General features: G+C 31.4%; 19 protein-coding genes. 17 read left to right on the top strand and 2 right to left on the bottom strand.

What is annotated here, in order from left to right; translation table 11 throughout:
• The first annotated feature begins 18 nt into the window (after window positions 1-18).
• The 14 genes from upp (at window position 19) to yaaA (ending at window position 13,950) form a co-directional block, all read left to right on the top strand.
• Window positions 19-648 carry a uracil phosphoribosyltransferase gene (gene upp, locus ACU68Y_RS06480; RefSeq protein WP_002837744.1) on the top strand — a complete coding sequence of 210 codons (630 nt, stop codon included), beginning with the start codon at window positions 19-21 and terminating at the stop codon, window positions 646-648.
• An 83-nt stretch (window positions 649-731) separates the two neighbouring features.
• Entirely contained in the window at window positions 732-1,043 is a 312-nt protein-coding gene (locus ACU68Y_RS06475) for a hypothetical protein (protein ID WP_002837740.1), read from the top strand.
• The gene (locus ACU68Y_RS06470; RefSeq protein WP_446755686.1) at window positions 1,043-2,983 is read left to right on the top strand and encodes a V-type ATP synthase subunit I; all 1,941 of its coding nucleotides are present in this window, start codon (window positions 1,043-1,045) and stop codon (window positions 2,981-2,983) included. The genes ACU68Y_RS06475 and ACU68Y_RS06470 overlap by 1 nt, the downstream gene beginning before the upstream one ends.
• Before the next feature lie 9 nt (window positions 2,984-2,992).
• The gene (locus ACU68Y_RS06465; protein ID WP_002837669.1) at window positions 2,993-3,469 is read left to right on the top strand and encodes a V-type ATP synthase subunit K; all 477 of its coding nucleotides are present in this window, start codon (window positions 2,993-2,995) and stop codon (window positions 3,467-3,469) included.
• An 11-nt stretch (window positions 3,470-3,480) separates the two neighbouring features.
• Window positions 3,481-4,035 carry a V-type ATP synthase subunit E gene (locus ACU68Y_RS06460; protein WP_002840342.1) on the top strand — a complete coding sequence of 185 codons (555 nt, stop codon included), beginning with the start codon at window positions 3,481-3,483 and terminating at the stop codon, window positions 4,033-4,035.
• 8 nt (window positions 4,036-4,043) lie between these two features.
• Window positions 4,044-5,042 carry a V-type ATP synthase subunit C gene (locus ACU68Y_RS06455; RefSeq protein ID WP_002837700.1) on the top strand — a complete coding sequence of 333 codons (999 nt, stop codon included), beginning with the start codon at window positions 4,044-4,046 and terminating at the stop codon, window positions 5,040-5,042.
• Entirely contained in the window at window positions 5,035-5,346 is a 312-nt protein-coding gene (locus ACU68Y_RS06450; protein ID WP_002836812.1) for a V-type ATP synthase subunit F, read from the top strand. The genes ACU68Y_RS06455 and ACU68Y_RS06450 overlap by 8 nt, the downstream gene beginning before the upstream one ends.
• Before the next feature lie 13 nt (window positions 5,347-5,359).
• Window positions 5,360-7,123, top strand: a complete 1,764-nt coding sequence (locus ACU68Y_RS06445) for a V-type ATP synthase subunit A (RefSeq protein ID WP_446755687.1) — start codon at window positions 5,360-5,362, stop codon at window positions 7,121-7,123.
• Entirely contained in the window at window positions 7,123-8,511 is a 1,389-nt protein-coding gene (locus ACU68Y_RS06440) for a V-type ATP synthase subunit B (RefSeq protein WP_002840316.1), read from the top strand. The genes ACU68Y_RS06445 and ACU68Y_RS06440 overlap by 1 nt, the downstream gene beginning before the upstream one ends.
• Window positions 8,511-9,155, top strand: coding sequence for a V-type ATP synthase subunit D (locus ACU68Y_RS06435; RefSeq protein WP_002837680.1), 645 nt, complete (start codon window positions 8,511-8,513; stop codon window positions 9,153-9,155). Before ACU68Y_RS06440 ends, ACU68Y_RS06435 begins: the two co-directional genes overlap by 1 nt.
• Before the next feature lie 302 nt (window positions 9,156-9,457).
• Complete coding sequence (locus tag ACU68Y_RS06430) at window positions 9,458-9,769, top strand: nitrous oxide-stimulated promoter family protein (protein WP_035110567.1); 312 nt, start codon at window positions 9,458-9,460, stop codon at window positions 9,767-9,769.
• Window positions 9,759-11,486, top strand: a complete 1,728-nt coding sequence (locus ACU68Y_RS06425; protein WP_002837688.1) for an ABC transporter ATP-binding protein/permease — start codon at window positions 9,759-9,761, stop codon at window positions 11,484-11,486. The genes ACU68Y_RS06430 and ACU68Y_RS06425 overlap by 11 nt, the downstream gene beginning before the upstream one ends.
• Window position 11,487: 1 nt before the next feature.
• Complete coding sequence (cydC, locus tag ACU68Y_RS06420) at window positions 11,488-13,137, top strand: thiol reductant ABC exporter subunit CydC (protein WP_446755688.1); 1,650 nt, start codon at window positions 11,488-11,490, stop codon at window positions 13,135-13,137.
• Window positions 13,138-13,215: 78 nt separating this feature from the next.
• Window positions 13,216-13,950 carry a peroxide stress protein YaaA gene (gene yaaA, locus ACU68Y_RS06415; RefSeq protein WP_446755689.1) on the top strand — a complete coding sequence of 245 codons (735 nt, stop codon included), beginning with the start codon at window positions 13,216-13,218 and terminating at the stop codon, window positions 13,948-13,950.
• Window positions 13,951-13,994: 44 nt separating this feature from the next.
• On the opposite strand, the gene ACU68Y_RS06410 is transcribed toward yaaA, so the two are convergent.
• On the bottom strand, window positions 13,995-14,840 hold the full coding sequence (locus ACU68Y_RS06410; protein WP_316530670.1) for an AraC family transcriptional regulator: 846 nt from the start codon (window positions 14,838-14,840) through the stop codon (window positions 13,995-13,997).
• Entirely contained in the window at window positions 14,833-15,255 is a 423-nt protein-coding gene (locus ACU68Y_RS06405) for a Fur family transcriptional regulator (protein WP_035112737.1), read from the bottom strand. Before ACU68Y_RS06405 ends, ACU68Y_RS06410 begins: the two co-directional genes overlap by 8 nt.
• Window positions 15,256-15,375: 120 nt before the next feature.
• Between ACU68Y_RS06405 and uraA the strand changes: the two genes are divergently transcribed.
• The 3 genes from uraA (at window position 15,376) to ACU68Y_RS06390 (ending at window position 18,295) form a co-directional block, all read left to right on the top strand.
• The gene (uraA, locus tag ACU68Y_RS06400) at window positions 15,376-16,632 is read left to right on the top strand and encodes a uracil permease (RefSeq protein ID WP_002837683.1); all 1,257 of its coding nucleotides are present in this window, start codon (window positions 15,376-15,378) and stop codon (window positions 16,630-16,632) included.
• 96 nt (window positions 16,633-16,728) lie between these two features.
• On the top strand, window positions 16,729-17,415 hold the full coding sequence (locus tag ACU68Y_RS06395) for a response regulator transcription factor (protein ID WP_230958049.1): 687 nt from the start codon (window positions 16,729-16,731) through the stop codon (window positions 17,413-17,415).
• The gene (locus ACU68Y_RS06390) at window positions 17,408-18,295 is read left to right on the top strand and encodes a sensor histidine kinase (protein WP_316450918.1); all 888 of its coding nucleotides are present in this window, start codon (window positions 17,408-17,410) and stop codon (window positions 18,293-18,295) included. The genes ACU68Y_RS06395 and ACU68Y_RS06390 overlap by 8 nt, the downstream gene beginning before the upstream one ends.
• Window positions 18,296-18,377: the final 82 nt, after the last annotated feature.

Here is an 18,377-nt window from a genome sequence, read left to right as displayed (position 1 = left end):
TATTTTATAGGAGGAATTATGAGTAAAGTAACTGTATTTGATCATCCGTTGATTAAACACAAATTAACAATTTTACGTGATAAAAACACAGGAAGTAATCAATTTAGACAGTTAGTTTCAGAAATAGCAACTTTAATGTGCTATGAAGTTACTAGAGACTTTAAATTAGAAGATTGTGAAGTAGAAACTCCGATAGGAAAAACTACCGGCCAAACATTGAGTGGTAAAAAGCTGGGAGTAGTTCCAATTTTAAGAGCAGGTTTGGGAATGGTTGAAGGATTTTTAAGTGTATTACCAGCAGCAAAAGTTGGACACATTGGATTATACAGAGATCCAAAAACATTGAAACCTGTTGAATATTATTGTAAATTGCCAAAAGATGTTGAAGAAAGAGATATTATCGTTGTAGATCCAATGCTTGCAACAGGTGGATCTGCAGAAGCAGCAATTACGTTCTTAAAAGAACATGGATGTAAGAACATCAAATTGGTGAATATAATAGCAGCTCCAGAAGGAATCAAAATGGTTCAAGAAAAGCATCCTGATGTTGATATATACGTGGCAGGTCTAGATGAAAAATTAAACGATCACGGATATATCGTACCTGGTTTAGGCGATGCAGGAGACAGATTATTTGGTACTAAATAGCTTTAAGCTTTTAGTTATATACTTATGGTTTTAGAATAATTTTCAAATATTCTAAAACCATCTCTAAATTAGGAGGTGAAACAATGTCAGATACTGCTATATCAAAAATTAAAGAAGCTGAAGAGAAGGCTAGGCTTATTGTCGATGAAGCTAATGAAAAAAGAAAAAGCATTGTAGAAGATGCAAAATCAGAAGCTAAACAAAAATACGACGAAATTATCAACGAAGCTCAAAAAGTTCGAAATGAAAAACTTGAATCTTCAAAGAATAAAGCTATTGAAGAATCAAAAGATTTAGAACAAAAAGCTAAGATGAATAACGAAAGTATTAAAAACATCGACTTAGATACAGTTGAAGGACTTGTAGACAAAATCGTTGAAAGGATAGTGAGTTAATGGCTATTGTAAAAATGAGCAAATTTGATTTGTATTCATTTGATTATGATAGGGAAAAATTACTCGAAGATCTTCAAAAGTTTAATTATGTTCATATTGATGAAAAGAAAGTAGAAGACGAAAATCAAGGTGTAAGGAATTTAGATAATTCTGAACAAATTGTTAGCATTAGTGAAAAGCTTACCAAAGTAAAATGGGCTATAGATTTGCTTGAAAAGTATTCAGAAAAGCACAATAAAATAGACGAATTAAAACAAGGTAAGAAAACATTTAAGCTAGATGAGCTTACTAAAAAAGCACTTGATTTTGACTTTGATGAAAACTACAAAGAACTTTCATCTTTAGATAAACAACTGATAGAGCTCGATCAAAACAATCAAACTTTGAATCAAAAGAAGTCCGAATTAACTCCTTGGGAGAATTTGGATTTGGATATTTCAAAAATCGATGATTTTAAAAGAGTTAAGGTAGTTACTGGAACTGTGAGTGATAAATTCATCGATCAGTTGAAATTAAACACAAAAGATATTGAAGATATTTATATCGAAGAAATTTCTCGAAATTCAGGCTTTGTATACTTGCTTGTTATCGCTAAGGATTATGAAAAAGCTCAAGATATCCTTAGAGACAATGGATTTGTCAATATTAACATTAAGTCTAACGGACTTGTAAAAGATGAAATTAAAAATATTGACGAACAAATCATTGCAAATAAAAAGCAATACAAAGAAATAGAAGATCAAATTAAATCAAAAACAGATTTGACTGAACAATTTAAGATTTATCATGATTATCTTGAAAACAACAGCTTAAAAGAAGAAGCTACAAGTAAAATTAAGAGGACAGATAAGATTGATATAATCGAAGGATACATTCCTTCTGACAAGGAAAAAGACTTTGAAAATCTATTACAAAACTCATTAAATAATAAGTATTATTTGGAAATGAATCCAGCAGATAAAAACGATCCAAATGTACCAATTATTTTGAAAAACAGAGGATTTGCAAAAGCTTTTGAAAGTATAACAGGAATGTATTCATTGCCAAAATACAACGAAGTTGATCCAACACCATTATTGGCACCTTTCTATTGTTTCTTCTCAGGAATGATGATTGGTGATTTAGGATATGGATTGATTGTATTTTTAGCAATATTAGTAGCTCTCAAGATTTTTAATCTTGATGAAAAGAAAAAGCAATTCTTGAAATTCTTTATGTTCATATCAATTGCATCGATGTTCTGGGGATACATTTATGGATCATTCTTTGGTGGAATTATACCAATGACTCCAATCATCGACACAAGTAAAAATGCTATGACTTTAATAATTTTATGCTTAATATTTGGTTTTATACATTTATTCTTTGCATTGGGAATCAAGGCATACATGTTGGTGAGAGATCACAAGCCTTTGGATGCATTTTATGATGTAGGACTATGGTATTTAATTATTGTTAGTATATTAGTTTTACTAATTGGTAAGTCTTTAGCATTGCCGGCTATTGCATTGACAATTGCAAAATGGATTGCTATTGCATCAGCTGTTGGAATTATTCTTACAGCAGGAAGGGATGCAAAAAGCATCGGTGGTAGACTTGGCTCAGGTTTGTATTCATTGTACGGAATATCAGGCTGGATAGGAGATTTCGTATCTTATATGAGACTTATGGCTTTAGGTTTATCAGGAGCATATATTGCAGTAGCAATTAATATGATTGTAAAAATGATGGCTGGATCAAGCATTATAGGATTTATATTTGGACTTATCATATTCGTGGTTTTCCAAGCGTTCAACGCATTCTTATCATACTTGTCAGCATACGTTCACTCTGCAAGATTGATTTTCGTAGAAATGTTTAATAAATTCTACGAAGGTGGTGGAGTGCCATTCAAGAAACTTATAACAGAATCAGATTATTTTAACATAACAAACAAATAGGAGGATATTATGGAAAAATTCTTTTTAGAAAATGGTGGATTAGTTTTAGGAGTATTATCAGTAGTAATAGCAGTTTTATTTTCAGGTATGGGATCTGCTAAAGGTGTAGGTATGGCAGGGGAAGCTGCAGCTGGAGTAGTTATTGAAGAACCAGAAAAGTTTGGTAAATCATTAGTACTTCAATTATTACCAGGTACACAAGGTTTATACGGATTCGTAATTGGTATCTTAATTCTATTTAAACTTGTAGGTGGAAATATTTCTTTGGCACAAGGTTATGTTTACATCGCAGCAGCATTGCCAGTAGGTGTTGTAGGATATTTCTCAGCAATTGCTCAAAGTAAAGTAGCAGTTAGTGGTATCAACATCTTAGCAAAGAATGAACCTCAACAAGCAAAAGGTATTATCTATGCCGTAATGGTTGAGTTATATGCCATCTTAGCATTCGCTATTTCATTCTTATTAATGAACCAAATCCAAGCTTAGTGGTGATTTAGATGTCTAATTTAGATAATATAATTAATGAAATTCTTGAAGATGCAAAAAAAGAATCAGAACACATTCTAAATGATGCAAATCAAGAAAAAGAAAAAATCATTGAAACTAAAATAGACCAGGCTAATCAAGAAAAAGATACAATATTAAAAAAAGCAGAATCTGAAGCAAAAGGTGTATACGACAGACATTTATCTCAAGTTGTTTTAAAATCAAGAGATAATGCGCTTTTTGCAAAACAAGAAGTAATTGATAGTGTTTTACAAAAAATTAAAGATAAATTAAAAAACATGTCTCTTGAAGATTATAAAAAATATTTAACAAATAGTTTATCCAAAATGGATTTGAATAGCGATGATTTGTTAGTATTGCAATCAGATAAGTACGACAGTTTGAAGAATGAAAACTTTAATGTAAAATTATCAGATGAAACAGTTGACAGCGGATTTTGTATTAAAAGAGGTAATGTATTAATTAATAATAATTTTTCTTCACTGGTAGATTCAATGAAAGATGAATTGGAAGTAGAAATTGCAAAAACTCTTTTTAAGAAGTAGGTGATAATATGAAAAAAGAAAATTTCATACATCAATCTGCTATAACTCGTGTCAAAGAAAAAGAATTATTGAGCAAGAATGATTATGAAAGACTGATAGATGCAAGTAACTTAGAAGAAACTGTAAGATTACTTTCGGATTCAGTATATCAATCAGAATTTGCAAAGCTTGATAATTATAAGAATTACGATGTTGCTTTGAAAAATGAGTTAAAAAAGACTTATAAATATATGTATGATATGAGTAGTTTCCAATATCCTGTTGATTTAATTGCATTAAAATACGATTATCATAATTTAAAAGTGTTAATTAAAGAATATCTAAAAGATGAAGATTTTTCTTCTATGTTAAGTGATATAACTAGAATGGAATTCAAAACTATGAGGGATTCTATTAAAGAAAATACCGAAAGTGAAATGGAACATTTCGATAAAGTTATAAGAGAATCAATCGCTGATTACGAAGAAAACCAAGATCCTCAAATGGTAGATATTTATGCTGACAGAGAATATTTTGTGGAAACATCAGAAATTGCAAAACAAATTGATTCAGTTTTGATAAATGAATATGTTGAAGATTTGATAGACTTTACGAATATTAAAACTTTACTTAGAGTTCAAAATCAAAAGAAAAGCCTAGAATTTTTGAAAAAAGTTATTATTCCAAATGGAAGTATTGAATCTGAAAAATTTGAAGCTGAATTGCATTCTGAAATTACTGAGGATAGTCCATTATTCAAACAAGCTAGAATTTACTACTATGTGAAGGAAGCTATCAGCGAATATAAGAAATCAAATAGTTTGTCTGTTTTTGAAAAAGCAATGGATGATTATTTGATGGAAAAAATCAAAGAAATCAAAAAGGTTACTTACGGACCTGAGGTTTTGTTTGGATATTTATTTGCGAAAGAAACTGAAATTAAGAATTTGAGGATTATTTTTGTAGGAAAGATTAACTCATTGAAACCTGATTACATCAGGAGTAAGTTGAGGTTAAGTTATGCGTAAAAAAGTAGCTGTAGTAGGTGATAGAGATTCTGTATTAGTCTTTAAGGCTTTGGGAGTAGATGTATTTGAATCTATTGAAAGCACAGATGCTAGAAAAACTGTAGACAGGCTAGCAAAAGAAGATTACGGCGTGATTTTTATTACTGAACAAATAGCAGAAAAAATCAAAGAAACAATAGACAGATATAATGATAAAGTTTCACCAGCTATTATCTTGATACCTTCTAATCAAGGTAGCTTGAACATTGGAATGAACAGAATAAATACTAATGTTGAAAAAGCTGTTGGAGCAAACATTTTGTAAAGGAGAGCTTATATTGAAAGAAGGTAAAGTATTAAAAGTATCCGGACCTTTAGTAGTTGCTGAAGGAATGGAAAACGCAAGCGTATATGACGTGGTTGAGGTTTCAGACGATAAGCTCATTGGAGAGATTATTGAAATGAGAGGCGATAAAGCCTCAATTCAAGTATATGAAGAAACAACAGGAATAGGCCCTGGAGATAAAGTTGTATCTACAGGACATCCACTTTCAATCGAATTGGGACCTGGTATATTAGAGCAAATGTTTGATGGTATTCAAAGACCATTAAAATCTTTGCAAGAAAAAGCTGGAGACTTCTTGTTAAGAGGAGTTAGCGCTCCATCATTAAACAGAGAAAAGAAATGGGAATTCAAACCTGTTAAATCTGTTGGAGATGAAGTTGAACCAGGAGATATTATAGGTGAAGTTCAAGAAACCGAAGTTATTGTTCACAAAATAATGGTTCCAGCAAATGTATCTGGTAAAATCAAATCAATTGAATCTGGAGAATTTACTGTTGAACAAACAGTTTGCGTTGTTGAAGATGAATCAAAAGATATTGAAATAAACATGATTCAAAGATGGCCTGTAAGAGATGGTAGACCATATAAGGAAAAAGAAGATCCAATTAAACCATTGATTACTGGTCAAAGAGTTATTGATACATTCTTCCCAGTTGCAAAAGGTGGTACCGCAGCAATTCCGGGACCTTTCGGTAGCGGTAAAACAGTAGTTCAACACCAATTAGCTAAATGGGCAGACGCTGAAATAGTTGTGTATGTAGGTTGTGGAGAACGTGGTAACGAAATGACAGACGTACTTAACGAATTCCCTGAGTTGATTGACCCTAAGACAGGACAATCATTGATGAAGAGAACAGTTCTGATAGCTAACACTTCCAACATGCCAGTAGCAGCCAGAGAAGCAAGTATCTACACTGGAATTACAATTGCTGAATACTACAGAGATATGGGTTATTCAGTAGCAATGATGGCAGACTCAACATCAAGATGGGCAGAAGCTCTTCGTGAAATGAGTGGTAGACTTGAAGAAATGCCTGGTGATGAAGGTTACCCTGCATACTTGGCATCAAGAATTGCTGATTTCTACGAACGTGCTGGTAAAGTAAAATGTTTAGGTAGTGACGGAAGAGATGGATCATTAACAGTTATTGGTGCGGTATCTCCTCCAGGTGGAGATATTTCAGAACCAGTTACACAATCTACACTTAGAATTGTAAAAGTATTCTGGGGATTGGATTACGCATTAAGTTACATGAGACACTTCCCAGCTATTAACTGGATTAACTCTTATTCATTGTATCAAGATAAGATTGACGAATATTTGGATGCAAATGTAGATTCTAAATTCTCAGATTATAGAAAACAAGCTATGAAGTTATTACAAGAAGAATCATCTTTACTAGAAATAGTAAGATTGGTTGGACGTGATTCATTAAGTGATGAAGATCAAATCAAACTTGAAACTTCAAAATCTTTGAGAGAAGATTTCTTGCAACAAAACGCATTCCACGAAACAGATACATTCTGTTCATTGGACAAACAAGCAAAAATGTTGGATTTAATATTAACATTCCACAAGGAATCCTTGGAAGCTTTGCAAGAAGGAGCTTATGTTTCAGAAATTTCAAAACTTCCTGTAAGAGAAAAAATCACACGTGCAAAAAATATTCCAGAAGACGAATTACAAAGATTTGACGAAATTAAACAAGAAATTAAATCACAAATTACCGATTTAGTTAATGGAGGTGAACGTTAATGATTAAAGATTATAATTCAGTAACAGAAGTAGTCGGACCATTAATGGCGGTAGAAGGTGTAGAAGGCGTAAAATACGACGAACTTGTTGAAATAGAATTACAAAATGGTGAAAAAAGACGTGGTCGTGTTGTAGAAATTGACCACGATATAGCAATGGTTCAAGTATTCGAAGGTACAAAAGGAATCAACTTACAAGAAACTACAGTAAGATTTTTGGGTAGACCTTTGGAACTTGGAGTATCTGAAGATATGATTGGTAGAGTATTCGATGGTTTAGGTAGACCAATAGATAATGGCCCTAAAATTATTCCAGAAGATAAAGTGGACATCAATGGTTCATCTATCAACCCGGTATCTAGAGATTATCCATCAGAATTTATTGAAACAGGTGTTTCTACAATAGATGGTTTGAATACTCTTGTTAGAGGACAAAAACTTCCTATATTCTCAGGGTCAGGTCTTCCTCATAACAAACTGGCAGCCCAAATAGCAAGACAAGCAAAAGTATTAGGTAAAGACGATAAATTCGCCGTAGTATTTGCTGCGATGGGAATAACATTTGAAGAAGCTCAATATTTCATCGGAGACTTCAATAAAACTGGAGCCATCGACAGGGCAGTATTGTTCATGAACTTAGCGGATGACCCAGCAATTGAAAGACTTTCAACTCCAAAAATGGCACTTACTTGTGCAGAATTCTTGGCTTTTGAAAAGGGCATGCACGTTTTAGTAATCATGACAGACATGACAAACTACGCAGAAGCACTACGTGAAGTATCAGCAGCCAGAAAAGAAGTTCCAGGACGTAGAGGATATCCAGGATATTTGTATACTGACCTTGCAACTTTATACGAAAGAGCTGGTAAGATTGTTGGAAGAGAAGGATCTATTACACAAATTCCTATCTTGACAATGCCAGAAGATGATATTACTCACCCAATACCAGACTTGACAGGATACATTACAGAAGGTCAAATCATACTTTCACGTGAATTATACAAGAAAGGATATGAACCTCCTATCAATGCTATTCCATCATTATCAAGACTTAAGGATAAAGGTATTGGTAAAGGCAAAACAAGAGAAGACCACGCAGATACAATGAACCAAATTTACGCAGGATATGCATCAGGACTTGATGCAAAACAATTATCCGCAATCCTTGGAGAATCTGCGTTAAGTGATGCTGATAAAGCATTTGCTAAATTTGCTGAAAGATTCGAAAGAGAATATGTAGATCAAGGTTATTATACTGATAGATCAATCGAAGAAACTCTTAATATAGGTTGGGATTTATTAAAAGAAATACCACGTACAGAATTGAAGAGAATCAAAGATGAATTAATAGATAAATATCTTGGAAATGGTGAAGGGACTGATGAGTAATGGCAAGACTCAATGTCAATCCTACAAGAATGGCTCTTTCGGAGCTGAAAGCTAGGCTCAAAACATCTTCTAGAGGTCACAAGTTATTAAAAGACAAACAAGATGAACTTATGAGACAATTCATCGAAATGATCAAAGAGAACAAAGCTCTAAGAGAAAAAGTTGAAGCGAAACTTCAAAACTCTTTTAGTGATTTTCTAATGGCGAGTGCAATAATGAGCCCAGAGTTTTTAGATGAAGCGGTATCTTTTCCAAAAACAAAGGTAAATGTTGATATCGAAACTAAAAACGTAATGAGTGTTATTATTCCACAAATGAAATTTACTCGTGAAGGCGAAGCTGATTCTAGTGAGATATATCCTTATGGGTATGCACAAACATCACAAGATTTGGACTTGGCAATTGATTCATTGAATTCAGTAATGGATGAAATGTTAGAATTGGCACAAATCGAAAAAGCCACACAATTAATGGCGGATGAAATTGAACAAACTAGAAGAAGAGTAAACGCTTTGGAATATAGAACAATTCCAGACTTAGAAGAAACAATTAAATATATCAGAGCTAAGCTTGATGAAAATGAACGTGCTAATATTACAAGACTTATGAAAGTTAAAGATATTATAGCAAAACAAGAAAGCTAATAAATTAAAATTAGACTGTATTTGATAAATAAAATTATTAAATGCAGTCTTTTTTTATTTTTTTGGATAAATTTTTTTAAAAATTTCGCATAAAATTATGATTAGTTATGTTGATAATATTTATTAGCTATGCTATTATTTTAGTAGTATTAATCTAAGTTTGAAGGATAAATGAAAAAAATTTTTATCAGATTTAGTTATTTAATTTTTTGAACTATTTTAAAATATTGTTTTTTATTAAAAATCGCTTTTAATTAGAATTTTTTAAATAAAAAACTTTATACTTGGAAAGGGACTGCTCAATGAAAATTACGATAGATTATAAGAAACAATTATTGGATATTATGTTTGATATTTACATAAAAGACCATAAAAGTGAAAAAGATTCGATGGAAAGCCTAAGGCTGTATTCTCACAATAGATTGGAAAATTGTCAGAATAAAGATAAAAGAAATTTTTGTTCATCATGTTCAATTAGATGTTTCAGCAAAAACAGAAGAGAAGATATCAAGAGAGTTATGAAATATTCAGGGCCGAGGTTGATTTTTTACAGACCATTAGCGCTTCTCAGACATACATTTAATCACTTTTGGAGGAATTTAAATGATAAATAAAAGACTTATTGCTATGATGAAGGATTCAACAAAATATGTTTTGTACACTGTTTTATTAAACTGGATTGGGCTTGTTTTTAATATTATTTTTGTAATAACGATTTCAGGCGTTATTCAAAATATTTATGAAAAAAAAGAAATTGGAGACTCATTTTACATTTCTTTGGTTATTATGATTTTGACAATAATTGTAAGGTATTTTACAAGTTATAATAGTCATATTCTATCGCAGAAAGCATCTGTTATAGTGAAAAAAGAGTTGAGACATAAATTATACGAAAAATTACTTAGCTTTGGTACATCATATAATAAATTCGTAAACACGTCAGAATTATTGCAACTTGCAGTCGATGGAATAGAACAACTTGAAATGTATTTCGGTGGATTTTTACCTCAGTTTGGATATAGCATTCTTGCACCAGTTACTCTATTTGCGGTACTTATGTTTTTTTCTCCAAAAGCAGCTTTGGTGATGATAATAGCAGTTCCGTTGATTCCATTATCCATAGTAGCAATTATGAAATTTGCAAAAAAACTTTTGGGAAAATATTGGGGAAATTACGCAAATTTAGGACAGACATTTCTTGACAATGTAGCTGGTCTTACTACATTGAAGATATATCAAAGAGATTACGACTACGAGAAAAAAATGGACAGGGAAGCTGAAGATTTCAGAAGGATAACGATGAAAGTTTTGAGTATGCAGTTAAATTCCATTACCGTGATGGATGTAATCGCATTTGGGGGAGCTGCGATTGGTTCTATCATATCAATAGTTCAACTTGTAAATGGTCAAATTTCACTAAAATCTGCGATTATTGTGATATTACTTGCAGCGGATTTCTTCATTCCACTAAGGCAACTCGGTTCGTTTTTTCACGTATCAATGAATGGTATGGCAGCGAGCGATAAAATATTTAAAATACTTGATTCTCATATTGAAGAAAGAGGAGATAGAGAATTTCCGAGAGAACTATCTTCTATTAAATTTGAAAATGTGGATTTTTCATACGACGGAATTAGAAACATAATAAACAATTTGTCTTTTTGTATAAGTTCCAATTCTATTACTTCTTTTGTTGGAGAATCCGGTTCGGGAAAATCAACTGTTGCATCTCTTCTTCTCGGTATAAACAAAAGAGCTTCCGGAAAGATAATGTATGAAGATACCGAGCTTTTCGACATTAAAGAATCTGATTTGATGAAAAATGTGACGATAGTTTCGGCTAACAGTTATATTTTCAAAGGCAGTCTGAGAGATAATCTTTCTATGGGAGATGTAGATGTATCAGATGATGATATGTATACTATACTGAAAAAAGTAAATCTCTATGATTTTTTCGAATCTGAAAACTCATTGGACACAAAAATTAACGAAGCGGGCTCAAATCTATCAGGTGGACAAAGACAGAGATTGGCAATTGCGAGAGCCATACTAAAAGATAGCAAAGTATATATTTTTGATGAGGCGACATCTAACATAGATTTGGAAAGCGAAGAAATAATAATGAATCTGATAAATGAAATTGCAAAAGACAAAATTGTTGTGTTGATTTCTCACAGACTTGCAAATGTTACTTCATCAGAAAAAATTTACGTTTTGAAAAACGGAAATATTATAGAACAAGGTTGCCATAAGCAATTAATCTCGAATGATGGTTTGTATAAAAAGATGTTCACAGAGCAATATAAATTAGAAAATCTAGGAGAAATATAATATGAGGAGAAGTGGATTTAATATTATGATGAAATTGATAACTCTTGTAAAACCTCTTATAGGGTTTATGTTTCTGGCAATAATAGCAGGAGTTATTGGGAATTTGGCAGCAATTTTTATCCCTGCATATTCTTCTTATGTAATTGCGAATATTGTATCAAGAGCAGATCAAATTAATTTGAATATGAGCTTCATATTGTTGATAGTGCTGGCGATTTCACGAGGATTTTTGAGATATGTAGAGCAGTTGTGCAACCACTTTATCGCGTTTAAGCTACTAGCTATAATAAGAAATAAAGTTTTTAGAGCGCTTAGGAGACTTGCACCAGCAAAGCTAGAAGGAAAAGAAAAGGGAAATCTTATTTCTCTTATTACAAGCGATATAGAACTTCTTGAAGTTTTTTATGCACACACTATATCGCCAATTTTTATAGCTTTTATCACAAGCGTTATTGTTGTTTCGATTTTATTCGCATACAGTGTTAAAGCTGCGATTTTTGCGATGATTTCATATTTAATTGTTGGGCTATTTCTACCTATCTTTTCTTCAAAAAGTGGCAAGAAGGAAGGGTTGGAATTGAGAAATGAATTTGCAGATTTAAATTCATATCTTTTGGATTCTTTGAGAGGAATGAAGGAAGTAATACAATACTCTTATGGAGAAAAAAGACTCGACTACATTGATGAAACTACTGTGAAACTCAATAGAAAACAAGAACGCATAAAAGTTTTTGAAGCACAAAATAGGGGTTTTACAACATCGATTGTTGCACTTCTTGGTCTTATTATGTTTGTAATTATGAAAAACGAAATGGTAGCTATCTTCGATATAAATAAATTAATTGTAGTCACAGTTCTTTTTATGTCGAGTTTTGGGCCGGTGATAGCTCTTTCAAGTTTGTCGGCAAATCTTAGAAGCACTTTTGCCAGTGGAGATAGAGTGCTAAACATACTTGAAGAAAAACCTCAAGTTCTCGAAGTTTACGACCAAAATAAAACGTATTTTAGTGATTTGAAAATTGAGGACATAACTTTTAGCTATAATGATGAGATTATTTTGAATGATTTCAACCTCAGTTTAGAAAATGGCGAAAAATTAGCGATTTTTGGAAAAAGCGGCTCTGGAAAATCGACTCTTTTGAAACTTATAATGAGGTTTTGGGATGTCGACAAAGGCGAGATTAAAATATCGGACAGAAACATCAAACAAGTCAACACAAAAGATTTGCGCGACATAGAAAATTATATGACCCAAGAGACGTATCTTTTTCAAGGTAGCATACTAGAAAATATTAAGATAGCAAAAAAAGATGCGAGCTTGAATGAGGTGATAGAGGCTTGCAAGAAAGCATCGATTCATGATTTTATTTGCTCGCTTAAAGATGGATATGAGACAAATGTCGGAGAACTCGGAGAAAAATTGTCCAGTGGTGAAAAGCAGAGAATTGGTCTAGCAAGGGTTTTTCTACACGATGCGCCATTATATATCTTAGATGAGCCAACTAGTAATTTAGATGCGTTGAATGAGGGCATTATTTTAAATGCGATTTCGAAAGAAGAAAACAAATCTATGTTAATAGTGTCCCACAGGAAATCTGCGTTGAATATCGCTGATAAGACTATTGAGATAAAGACAAAAAGAAATTCGTAAAGATTTGATTGAGTAGATGAAAATTTCTTACGAGCGATTTTATCACGAGTGATTTGAAAAAATGAACAGGAACGGATAATGAAAATTATAATTTCACCAGCGAAAACATTTAAGATTAGAAAATTAAAAAAAGAGAATATTGATTGTTTATTTGAAAATAAGAAAAATGCGCTAGTTTCAATAATGAAAGAAAAATCCATTGAAGAACTAAAATCAATGTGGAAATGTTCTGACAAAATAGCTGAGGAAAGTTACAAGCTATATAAAAACTTTGATGTATCACCAAAAGGTTGTGCTATAAGAAGCTTTGACGGGATTCAATATCAGTACATGGATGTTGACTCATTAGATGAAGATAAACTCGAATATTTAGAAGAACATCTCAGAATTTTATCGGGACTTTATGGAATACTTAGGCCATTCGATCAAATATTAAGATACAGATTGGATTTCGAAGATAAGTTTATTAATCTGTATGAATTCTGGGAAGATGAAATAAGAAATCACTTTGAAGGTGAAGAAATAATCGACTTGGCTTCAAAAGAGTATGGGCAAAATATTTACAAGTACCTAGATAAAACACCAGTTAAAATTGAGTTCAAAGAAGAAGTATTGATCGACGGAGATATTAAATTGAAGACAAAAGCAACTCCATCGAAAATTCTTAGAGGTAGAATGGTAAATTATATGGCAAGAAATCATATTGAAAATATTGAACAACTGAAGAAATTTTCTTGTGATGGATATAGTTATTCTGAAAAAAACAGCGATAAGAAAAAGCTGGTGTTTGTGAAATCATTAGTGTCTGAATAAGTAAAAAAAGACTTTGTTTGTAACATTGATATGTTAAACAAAGTCTATTTTTTTATTTTTTTGATTTTTGTTTTGTATTTGTTTCTATAATCGTTAGGAGTGACTTTTACAACTCTACGAAACGCTTGATCAAAATAAGATTGTGAATTGAATCCGCAGAGTTTAGCTATATCGTTAATAGGCTTATTTGATGTTTTTAATAACAACATTGCTGATTCCATTCTTCTGTTGAGCAAAAACTGCATTGGAGTTTTTCCGTAATTATTTTTAAATTCATGAATTAAATGTGATTTAGAGATCATGAATTTTTCTGATATGGAGTCAAGTGTTATTTCTTGGTTGAAATTTTCATAGATGAAATCATGGACATGTTTAGTAAATGAATCTTGTGCGGGATCATCCATTGTAAACTTTAGGTCTCCACGTCTTTGAATTTCTGTAATCAAAATACTTATCAAACAAGAGCATACTCTTTGATATCTAAATCTTTTGTACTTAGCTTCTTCAAGAATTTTGTTAATATAGTACAAAATAACCATATCTCGGTCATTGATGTGGTTGTGTTTGATGCTTAGTACGGCTTTATCTTTTTGTTCTGTATCAAATGAAACTTCTGAAACAGCTAATGTATAAAACTCAAAACTTTCTGATTTTGAAATTTCTGTTATTTTGGATCCTTGATTGACGATTAATACATCAAAAGGTAGTATTTCTATTTTTTTGTCGTTTACAATAAAAGTTCCATTTCCTTTTAGACAATAGTACATTTGGTGAAAAGGAAGAATTCCTCGTTTTATTTCTTCATTGATTTTAAGTTCTGTTTTTGAAATAAACAATAACTTAATGTACAAATCATCTCTAGGTTCAATCTTGTAAAACTCACTATTCATTTTCTTTATCCAAACAGTCCTTACATATTCCATTAATCAAAATATTTGTAGAATTGATTTTGAATCCTTTTAAATCAGAACTTTCAACTGTATTTTCCGTATTAAAATTGTAAATCTTACCACATTTTTCGCATTTAAAGTGACCATGAGTTTCTGTTTTAATGTCGTATCTAAGTTCAGAATTATCGATATTAAGCTCGGACACAATTCCTGCTTTGAGAAAAACCTTAACTGTATTATAGATAGTTGTTCTGGATAATGTAGTTAATTTTGGAGCTAAATAATTGTAAATATCATCAACAGTAGGATGAATAAGATTATTTTCCAAATAATCTAAAATTACAATTCGTTGATATGTAGGTTTGATACCATTGTCTAGTAATTTTGTTCTCAAATAATTTCCATTGTTTTCCATAATAAATTCCTTTCAAATAACGACTTTTATTATATCAGCTAGAAGATATACAAGTCAAACTACTTGAAATATATTTGACTTCAATGTAGAATATAAAAGATAAAAAATCAAGGAGGATTTATGAAAAGAATTATTGGAGTAGACGAAAAAGTATCTCCAAAGATGCTAATACCTCTAAGTATTCAACATACTTTTGCAATGTTCGGTGCAAGTGTATTAGTACCTATAGTTTTGGGGATCAATCCTAGTATTGTTTTACTAATGAACGGTATCGGGACACTGTTATTTATTTTGATTACAAAAAGAAAAGCACCTGCTTATTTGGGAAGTAGTTTCGCTTTCTTGGGACCCGCAACCATAATTATTGGGCAATCGGGATTTCGTTATGCACAAGGAGCTTTCGTTGCAATAGGACTTATTGGGTGTATTCTGGCATACATAATTTATAAATTCGGAACGGATTGGATTGATGTTGTTTTGCCACCTGCAGCTATGGGAAGTGTTGTAAGTTTGATAGGATTTGAACTCGCGCAAGCTACTGTTTCTGGCGGTAAGATCGGTGCAAATATTATGACAGATACAAGAACTACAAATGACCTTATAGTTTTCTTGGTTACATTGTCAGTAGCAATTTTAGGTTCAGTTTTGTTTAAAAAATTCTTAGCTACAATACCAATTTTAATCGCAATTATAACAGGATATATTGTAAGTGTTGCTTTAAAGATGGTTGATTTTACACCGGTTATGCAAGCATCACTATTTACATTACCTAAATTTCAACTTCCAATATTTGACCTAAAATCAATAATCACAATGTTGCCTGTAATTTTGGTAATAACTAGTGAACACATTTCACACCAAGTAGTTACAAGTAATATAATAGGAAGAGATTTATTAAAAGAACCTGGTCTTCATAGATCGATTTTTGCAGATAACTTTTCAACTGCATTATCTGGTTTTATTGGAGGAGTTCCAACTACAACTTACGGTGAAAATATCGGCGTAATGGCAATTACTAAAGTTTATTCGGTATATGTAATTGCAGGAGCAGCTTGTATATCAATTTTAATGGCATTCATTGGACCATTATCAGCATTAATATCATCGATACCAGGTAATGTAATTGGTGGAGTAACATTCTTACTTTACGGCATGATAGGAACAAGTGGTATCAGATTATTAGTAGACCAAAAAGTAGATTACTCACAATCCAAAAACTTAATATTAACTTCTGTAATATTTGTAACTGGACTTTCAGGATTGAAGATAAACTTCTTGGGAGTATCATTATCAGGAATGGTTCTCGCATCAGTTGTTGCAGTAGTTTTAAGCTTATTATTCTATGTATTTGATAGAATGGGAATAATGAACGATTAGTAAATATAATTAGTGAACTTTTATTAGTTCACTAATTTTTTTATTGCGACAATAGCATAAGTATCATTTTCACTTTAGTTTATGTATAATTTTAGTATGAAGGTTTTAATTATTGAAGACGATAAAATAATTTTAAATTCGCTTAAAGAATATTTAGAAAATTGGGAATACGAGGTGTTCACAAATTCTGGAATAGATATTATGGAGGATGTCAAAAACATAAAGCCAGATATAATTTTGATGGACATTATTCTTCCTAGCTTTAATGGATATTTTTGGTGCGAAAAAATACGAAATACAACTGACATTCCAATAATTTTTATATCCTCAAAATCAGAAGATTTGGATATCATAATGGGAATGCAGATGGGAGCAGATGATTATATCACCAAACCATTTAATTTTGATGTACTAATGGTGAAAATTAATGCCATAATGAAGAGATATTACGGAAATAATACAATCAAAAGTGCCTTAGATTTTAATGATGCTGTGCTCTTTATTAACGAATTTAGGCTGGAATATAAAGACAAGGATACTAATCTTACCAAGACAGAAATGCTAATTTTAAAATCGTTATTCGAAGCTAAAGGTGAAATAGTAACAAGAGAAAAATTGATGGATCAGTGTTGGCAAAATGATTTTTTCATTGATGATAATACATTAGCCGTGAATATAAACAGAATCAGAAAAAAATTAAATAAACTTGGCTTGGATAATTTTTTGTTGACTAAGAAATATTCGGGATACTATTTAAATGACGGAAGTAATCAAAATGAATAAATTATTATACTTTTTGAAGAAAAATTTCAATTCGATTTTGTTTTTCATATCAATAAATGTTATTTATTTTATAGTCTGTTATTTGAACAATGTGGATATAAGAGTGTTTATCCAAGGATTTGAAATATGTTTGATTGTATTTTTTATTTATTTGGTAATTAAATACTTTGATTTTCAAAAGGAATTGTCAAACGATGAGAAAATTGAAGAATTAGAAAAGCAAATTGAAAGTATGAGAAATGACTACATTTCATGGCAAAAAGATATCCAAGAATATTTTTCTATGTGGGTACATCAGATCAAAACACCAATAACTTGCTTGGAAATTCTGACAGAAGATAATAAAGAAATGAAAATGCAACTTAAATCAATCGACAACTACACGAATATGGCTATAAATTATTTGAAGCTTAATTTGCACGAAAAAGACATGGATATAAGTGTTGTAGATGTTGATAATCTACTCAATATGTTGATAAAAAAATACTCACTTCTGTTTATTAACTCACATATACGATTGGATTTTAGAAAAAACGGATTAAAATGCATTACAGATAGCAAATGGCTAAGTGTTTTGTTGGAACAAATTCTCTCCAATGCGATTAAATACTCCGAAAATTCACAGATCATTGTAGATTCTTTTAAGAAAGACAATTCTATAGTGATTTTAATAGAAGATTACGGAATAGGGATTCCAGAGGAAGATATCAATAGGATTTTTGATAAAGGATATTCGGGATTTAATGGAAGATTAAAACAAAAATCGAGTGGGTTGGGTTTGTATTTGGCAAAATCTATCGCAGATAAACTGGAAATAACTTTGAAAGTCGATTCTACTGTAGGTCAAGGTAGTAAATTTTATATAATTGTGAATAACTAATCTTACGATTTTGTAAGATTGAATGATTTTTGTTAGTTTAGATAAATGCTACTTTTTCTAAATTCATTTAACATATAGTTAT

Source organism: Finegoldia sp. P1-F-LS, assembly GCF_052932205.1.
The sequence above is the reverse complement of the archived record's forward strand: the minus strand, read 5'-3'. Positions and strand labels throughout refer to the sequence as shown.